Here is a 6,688-nt window from a genome sequence, read left to right as displayed (position 1 = left end):
CCGGCGCAGGGCTCGGCCCCGGGCCAGGCCCCGGCGCGAGCGGGACGCGGGCGGCGACGGCCTGCGGCACGCCACGCGGCGACGTGTCCTCGTCGGTGCCGAGCAGGGCCTGGGGCAGTACGAGCACGGCCTGGACGCCGCCGTAGATGTTCGACTGGAGCCGGACGGCGATGCCGTGCCTGCGGGCCAGCGCCGAGACCACGAAGAGGCCGATCCTGCCGTCCTGGAGCAGGTGCGCGACGTTCACCTGGTCCGGGTCGCCGAGCAGGCCGTTCATGGCCGTGCGCTCCTCGGCCCGCATCCCGAGGCCACGGTCCTCCACCTCCACCGCGATGCCCGCCGTCACGCGCTGGGCACTCAGCAGCACCTGGGTGTGCGGGGCGGAGAACAGCGTCGCGTTCTCGACGAGTTCGGCGAGCAGGTGGATGACGTCCGCCACGGCGTGGCCGCGCAGGGTGCCCTCGACCGGCGGCACGAAGGTGACCCGCTGGTACTGCTCGACCTCGGCGACGGCGGAGCGCAGCACCTCGGTCACGGTGACGGGCCTGCTCCACTGACGCCGCGAGACCGCGCCGCCGAGGACCGCGAGGTTCTCCGCGTGCCTGCGGATCCTGGTGGCCAGGTGGTCGACGTGGAAGAGCCCCTTGAGCAGTTCGGGGTCCTCGACCTTGTTCTCCAGGTCGTCGAGGAGCTGGATCTCGCGGTGCACGAGCGACTGGAGGCGCCGGGCGAGGTTGACGAAGACCTCCACCTTCTGCTCGTTGCCCGCGCTGCTGGAGAGGCGTGACGCCTGGACGACGGCGGCGACGGCGGCCTCCTGCGACCGGGTGAGCTCGCGGGCCAGCCGGTCGATCTCGTCGCCCTGGGCCTGTGCGGTGGGCTGGGTGCGGCGCACCGTGACGCGCTCGCCGCCGCGAAGCCGCTCCACGACGGACCGCAGCTCCTCCTGGCCGCGGGCGCTGGAGCGGCGAAGGGCGTGGCAGCGTTCGATGACGGTGCGGGCGGCGCGCTCGGCGCCGAGCGCGGCGGCCGCCACGGACACCAGAGCGAGCAGTGCGGTGACGGCGAGGGCGGCCCAGGCGCCGGTGGTGGGTTCCGCGCCGGTCGAGCGCAGGACGACCACGACGGCCACGGCGCCGCTGAGTGAGGCGAATATGGCCGGCAGGACGGCGGCGCGCAGCAGTTGCGGGCGTATACGGGTGTCCTTGGGCCGCCGCGGCGCCGTCCTGGCGCCCGGGGCTCTGCCCCGGGCGCCGGGCCTGCCGTGCCGGCCGCCCTCGCGGCGGTCGGGCCGCGCAGCGGGTGCGCGAAGTTGAGACATGCCGTCAGCGCCCTCCGTTGATCATCGGGCACTCACGGTAGTCGGGATGCGCGGGGGTGCGGACGGCAGTTGGCGAAGTTGCCCGTGCAACGTCCCGCTCTGGTATGAGGGTCAGGACGCGCGTTCGATCCCGGTGTGGTGGCCGATCCGCCCGTCGCGCACCTCGGCGATCCGGTCGGCGGCCGCGAGGTGGGTGGTGTCGTGGGTCACCAGCACCGTGGCGGTGCCGCGCAGGCGGGTGAGGCGGACGATCAGGTCGACGACGGCGCGGCCGCGTTCGTGGTCGAGGGCGCTGGTGGGTTCGTCGACCAGGAGGACCGTGGGGTCGTTCATCAGGGCGCGTGCGATGTTGACGCGCTGGCGCTGGCCGCCGGAGAGCTGGTGGGGGCGGCGGCCCGCCTCGCCGGCCAGGCCGACGGCGTCGAGCAGTTCCCTCGCCCTGGGGAGGGCGGCGGCCGGTGAGCGCCCGTCGAGCACGGCCACGACCTGCAGTTGTTCGAGGGCGGTGAGGGAGGGCAGCAGGTTGGGCTGCTGGAAGACCATGCCGATCTTCCGGCGGCGCAGGTCGGTGAGTTCGCGGCGGCTCATGCCGGTGGTGTCGGTGGCATCGATGCTGACCGTGCCGGTGCCGGGCGTGATGAGGGTGGCGGCGACGGCGAGCAGGCTTGACTTGCCGGAGCCTGAGGGGCCGACGACGGCGGTGAGGGTGGAGGGCGGCACGTCGAGGGTGACGTCGTCGAGGGCGGTCAGGCGGCTGTCGCCGTCGGGGTAGATGAGGGTGACTCCGGTCAGGTTGAGGCTCATCGGGCGCTCCCCAGTGCGGTCAGCGGGTCGACGGACGTGATGCGGCGGATCGCCAGGGCGGCTCCGCACGCGCCGAGCAGGATGATCACCGCGGCCGGGAGCACGACGGTGGTGGGTGTGACGAGGAACGGCACGGCGGTGCCCGCCAGGGCCGCGCCGACGGCGGCCGCGCCCGCGGTGCCGATGAGCGTCCCTGCGGTCAGCAGGACGACGGCCTGGCCGAGGGCGTCACGCAGCAGGGACGCGGTGGAGGCGCCGAGCGCCTTGAGCACGGCGACGTCGCCGCGGCGCTGGATGGTCCACACGGTGAAGAACGCGCCGATGACCAGGGCGGAGATGGCGAACAGGAAGCCGCGCATGAGCTGGAGCGAGCCGTTCTCGGAGGTGTACGAGCCGATGGCGGACAGCGAGTCGCCCTTGGTGACGGTCCTGGTGCCGGCGGCCAGGTCGGCGGCCTTCGTGTCCACTCCCCCGGTGGTGCGCAGCGCGATGACGGAGGCGGTCGGCCCTCCCGGGGCGGCAGCGGCGGTGGGCGCGGCCGCGCGCCAGGTGTCCAGGCTGGTCCAGATCACCGGCGTGTGGCTGAAGGACGCGTCACCCGCCACGGCGGTGACGTGCAGTTTCCGGCCTGCAAGTGTGAGTGTGCCGCCGCTGTGCAGCCCGAGGCCGTCGGCGGCGCCGGTGGACAGCACCACCGAGCCGTCGCGTGTCCGTGCACCGTCAGGAGCGAGTGCCGAGCCGGGCCTGACGCCGAAGACGGACACGCCGGCGCTGCGGTCGCCCGACGTGGCCCTGGTGGTGGTGATGCCCAGCGGCTCCGCGCTGGTGACCCCGTCCACGGCCGACCATCGCCGCCACTGGCTCTCGGTCACGGTGGTGCCGGAGTAGGAGAGCGACTGCCCGGCGCTCGGCACGTCGAAGGCGATCCTGTCGGCGGGCAGGCCGGTGATCGCGGAGACGTTCTGCCGGCCGAGCCCGGCGGTCAGCCCCGACAGCAGTCCGACCAGCAGGGTGATCAGTACGATGACGGTCCCCATCAGGGCGAACCGCCCCTTGGCGAACCTGAGGTCCCTCCAGCCGACGAACATGCCTGGCCCGGCCCTTCCCACGACGAAAGCGGAACGGCTCCACCCTCGCCTGACGGCCGCCCGGCGACATCGGGCCGACGAGCGGATCTCGCGGGCGAAAGGGTGCGGGCGGGCTTGTAACTTTCGGCAGAGGCCGCGGCGGGCGGTGGCTCGTAGGCTGGGGAAACTGTGAACACGAACGGCCGCACCCTCACCCCCACGCCCCGTGTCCTGGTGTGGTGCCTGCACCTGCTGGTCGCCGGGCTGCTTGCGCTCGCGGCCGGCCGTGCGGTGGCGGACGGCGCGCCGCGCGCCGCGCTCGTCGTCGTGGCGGCCGTGGCGCTGGGGGCCGTGTACGCGGTGGGCCCGCTGCTGCCCGGTGTACATCTCAGGAGCAGGGACGCCGGGCTGTGGCTGGTGGCCACGGGTGTCGTGTGGCTCGCGCTGCTGGCACTGTCCGCCGACGGTGTGTGGCTCGCCTTCCCGCTCGACTTCCTCCAGTTGCACCTGCTGTCGCGCCGTACCGGCCTCGCCGCGGTCGTGGCCACCACCGTGGCGGCGATCGCGGGTTTCGCCGCGCACGCGGGCGCCCTGACACTGGCGGCCGTGGTCGGACCCGCGCTGGGCGCGGCGGTGGCCGTGGCCGTCGTGTGGGGGTACCAGGCGCTGTACCGGGAGAGCGAGGCGCGCCGCAGGCTCATCGAGGAGCTCACCGCCACCCGCGCCGACCTGGATCAGGTCCAGCACACCGCCGGTGTGCTGGCGGAGCGCGAGCGTCTGGCGCGCGAGATCCACGACACGCTCGCGCAGGGCCTGTCCAGCATCCAGCTGCTGCTGCGTGCCGCGCAGCGTGCGCTGCCCGCCACGGAGGAGGTGGCCGGTGACTACGTCGAGCAGGCGCGCCGGGCCGCCGTGGACAACCTGGCCGAGGCCCGGCGGTTCGTGGCCGCGCTCGCGCCGCCCGGGCTGCACGGTGCCACGCTGGCCGGGGCGCTCGAGCGGCTGTGCGGTGCCACGGCGGACCGCCACGGCCTGGTCGCGCGTTTCCACCTGTGCGGCGAGCCGGTGGCGCTGCCGGGCGGGCACGAGGTGGCGCTGCTGCGCGTCGCCCAGTCGGCGCTCGGCAACACCGTCCGCCATGCGCGCGCCACGACGGTCGACGTGACCCTCCGCTATCTGGGTGACGAGGTCGCCGTCGAGGTGGCCGACGACGGCTCGGGCTTCGATCCCGACGGGTTGCCCGCGCGTGATCCGCGCGACGGCGGGTTCGGGCTGCCCGCCATGCGCGCCCGGGCGCGGGCGCTCGGCGGCTCGCTCACCGTGGAGTCCGGTGCCGGGCGTGGCACCACCCTGGCCGCCAGGCTGCCCGTCGCCGAGGCGCCCGCCGGGTCCGTCCGGTGACGGGGGCGCAGATCCGCCTGCTGCTCGCGGACGACCACCCCGTGGTGCGGGCCGGGTTGCGGGCCGTGCTCCAGACCGAGCCGGGCATGGAGGTGGTGGCGGAGGCGGCCACCGCGGAGGAGGCCGTGGCGCGCGCGGCGCGGGGCGGCGTCGACGTCGTCCTCATGGATCTGCAGTTCGGTCCCGGGATGGGCGGCGCGGAGGCCACCGCCCTCATCACGGCCCGTCCCGGCGCGCCGCGCGTGCTGGTCGTCACCACGTACGACACCGACGCCGACACGCTGCCCGCGATCGAGGCCGGCGCGACGGGTTACCTGCTCAAGGACGCCCCGCCCGAGGATCTGGCCGACGCGGTGCGTACCGCGGCCGCCGGGCGCACCGCGCTGGCACCGTCCGTCGCCGACCGGCTCATGGCGCGGCTGCGCGCCCCGGCGACCCGGCTGACCAGGCGCGAGACGGAGGTGCTCGTCCTGGTCGCCGAGGGGCTCTCCAACCAGGCCGTGGGGCGGCGGCTGCACCTCACGGAGGGCACCGTGAAGTCCCACCTGGCGCGCGTGTACGCCAAGCTCGACGTCGACTCGCGCACGGCGGCGGTGGCCGTCGCGGCGGAACTCGGCCTCATCCGCCGCTGAGCCGCGGCCGCCGCCGTTGGTACCGGCACCGATGCCGTGGGTACGGCCCTGGCGGCAGGGGTGTCAGGCCCCCTGCCGCCGGGACCGTACGGCTGTGAGCAGGGCGAGCGGTGTGGCTGCCGCCCAGGCCTGCGGGGAGTTGGCGTGCGGGTACGGGATCGGTCCTGCGGGCCCGTCGGCCCGCCGGGCGTGGCCCGAGAAGAGTTCGGGCAGCCGGTGGCCGAAGTGGGCGGACGCCGCGAGGAGCCCCGCGCAGACCGTCGCTGCCTCCTCGTGCAGGCCGTACGTGCTCATGCCGAGGACGGCGATCGCGTTGTCGTGCGGCCACACGCTCCCGCGGTGGTACGAGAGCGGGTGATAGGGCGCCTGGCCGGCGGCGAGCGTTCTGATGCCCCAGCCGGAGAAGAAGTCGTCCGCCACCAGCCGCCGCCCCACCAGCCGGGCGGTCTCCGGTTCGAGGATGCCCGACCACAGCAGGTGGCCCGCGTCGGAGGCGAGCACGTCGGCGCGGCGGCCGTCCCCGTCGAGGGCGAGCGCGGGGAAGCCCGTGCCGGAGGGGACGAAGTCGCGGTGGAAGCGCCCGCGCAGGTCGGCCGCGGCGGCGTCCAGCTCGGCCGCCCAGGACGCGTCGCCCCAGACCTCGCGGGCCAGGGCGGCCGTGCGGCGCAGGGCGTCGTACGCGTAGCCCTGTGCCTCGGCCACGGCCACCGAGCCCGTGGCCTGGCTGCCGTCGGGGAAGCAGACCGCGCCGGCCGAGTCCTTCCAGTTCTGGTTGAGCAGCCCGTTCGGGTCGGCCTCGTAGACCAGGTACCCGCGCTCGCCGAGCCCGCCGTCGCGGTGCAGCCAGCCGGTGGCGGCCCGTGCGTGCGGTTCGAGGCGGCGGGCCACCGAGCGGTCGCCCGTCCGCTCCGTGTACGCGTGGAGCAGGGCGAGGAACAGGGGCGTGCTGTCGACCGAGCCGTAGTACCGGCCGTAGGGCACCTGCCCGAAGTGCGCGAGCTCGCCGTGCCTGACCTCGTGGACGATCTTGCCGGGCTGGGCCACGCGCTCCGGTTCGTGCGCGGTGGCCTGGGTGGCGGCCAGGGCGAGCAGGGTGCCCCTGGCGAGCCCGGGCCTGTAGGGCAGTGCGAAGAACGACGTGAGGAGCGAGTCGCGGCCGAAGGGCGTGAGGAACCAGGGCACTCCGGCTCCGGGCATCAGCACCCGCTCGCCGTCCGGTCCTTCGGCGGGCACCAGGAGCTGGGCGAGGTCGGCGAGTCCGCGCGCGCAGGCCCGGTCGAGACCGGCGGGCTCGCCGGAATGCCGGGCGTGCCCGGCGTGCCCGGCGCTGGGTGCGCCGCCGGGGCCAGGCAGGTCGTCGCGGCGGAAGTCCGCCTGCTCGCGTGCCACGCGTTCGGCCACGTCCTCCGGGCCGGCCGGCCCCAGGTCGGGAGGGCTCACGCCTGGACCCCAGTCCTCGGTGT

At 75.1% G+C, this 6,688-nt stretch carries 6 protein-coding genes; 2 read left to right on the top strand and 4 right to left on the bottom strand.

The features are described 5' to 3' along the window. The 3 genes from JFN87_RS31410 to JFN87_RS31400 all read right to left on the bottom strand — a co-directional run. The coding region (locus tag JFN87_RS31410; RefSeq protein ID WP_245182698.1) for a sensor histidine kinase at positions 1–1,321 on the bottom strand (1,321 nt) is incomplete at its 3' end. A 111-nt stretch (positions 1,322–1,432) separates the two neighbouring features. Beyond that, positions 1,433–2,125: an ABC transporter ATP-binding protein gene (locus tag JFN87_RS31405; protein WP_209345637.1), complete on the bottom strand. Its 693-nt coding sequence runs from the start codon at positions 2,123–2,125 to the stop codon at positions 1,433–1,435. Beyond that, a complete protein-coding gene (locus JFN87_RS31400; protein WP_209345635.1) occupies positions 2,122–3,213 on the bottom strand; it encodes an ABC transporter permease in 1,092 nt (363 codons plus the stop codon). The genes JFN87_RS31405 and JFN87_RS31400 overlap by 4 nt, the downstream gene beginning before the upstream one ends. Before the next feature lie 168 nt (positions 3,214–3,381). Between JFN87_RS31400 and JFN87_RS31395 the strand changes: the two genes are divergently transcribed. Both JFN87_RS31395 and JFN87_RS31390 read left to right on the top strand, forming a co-directional pair. Beyond that, positions 3,382–4,593: a sensor histidine kinase gene (locus tag JFN87_RS31395; RefSeq protein ID WP_307865669.1), complete on the top strand. Its 1,212-nt coding sequence runs from the start codon at positions 3,382–3,384 to the stop codon at positions 4,591–4,593. Further along, positions 4,590–5,225, top strand: coding sequence for a response regulator (locus tag JFN87_RS31390; protein ID WP_209345633.1), 636 nt, complete (start codon positions 4,590–4,592; stop codon positions 5,223–5,225). The genes JFN87_RS31395 and JFN87_RS31390 overlap by 4 nt, the downstream gene beginning before the upstream one ends. Positions 5,226–5,288: 63 nt before the next feature. On the opposite strand, the gene JFN87_RS31385 is transcribed toward JFN87_RS31390, so the two are convergent. Continuing rightward, positions 5,289–6,688 (bottom strand): amylo-alpha-1,6-glucosidase (locus JFN87_RS31385; protein WP_372449328.1); only part of this gene is annotated, 1,400 nt, incomplete at its 5' end.

It is taken from the genome of Streptomyces montanisoli, assembly GCF_017813245.1.
GTDB lineage: Bacteria > Actinomycetota > Actinomycetes > Streptomycetales > Streptomycetaceae > Streptomyces > Streptomyces montanisoli.
Note: the sequence above shows the minus strand (reverse complement) of the source record. Positions and strands in the feature narration are given on the sequence as shown.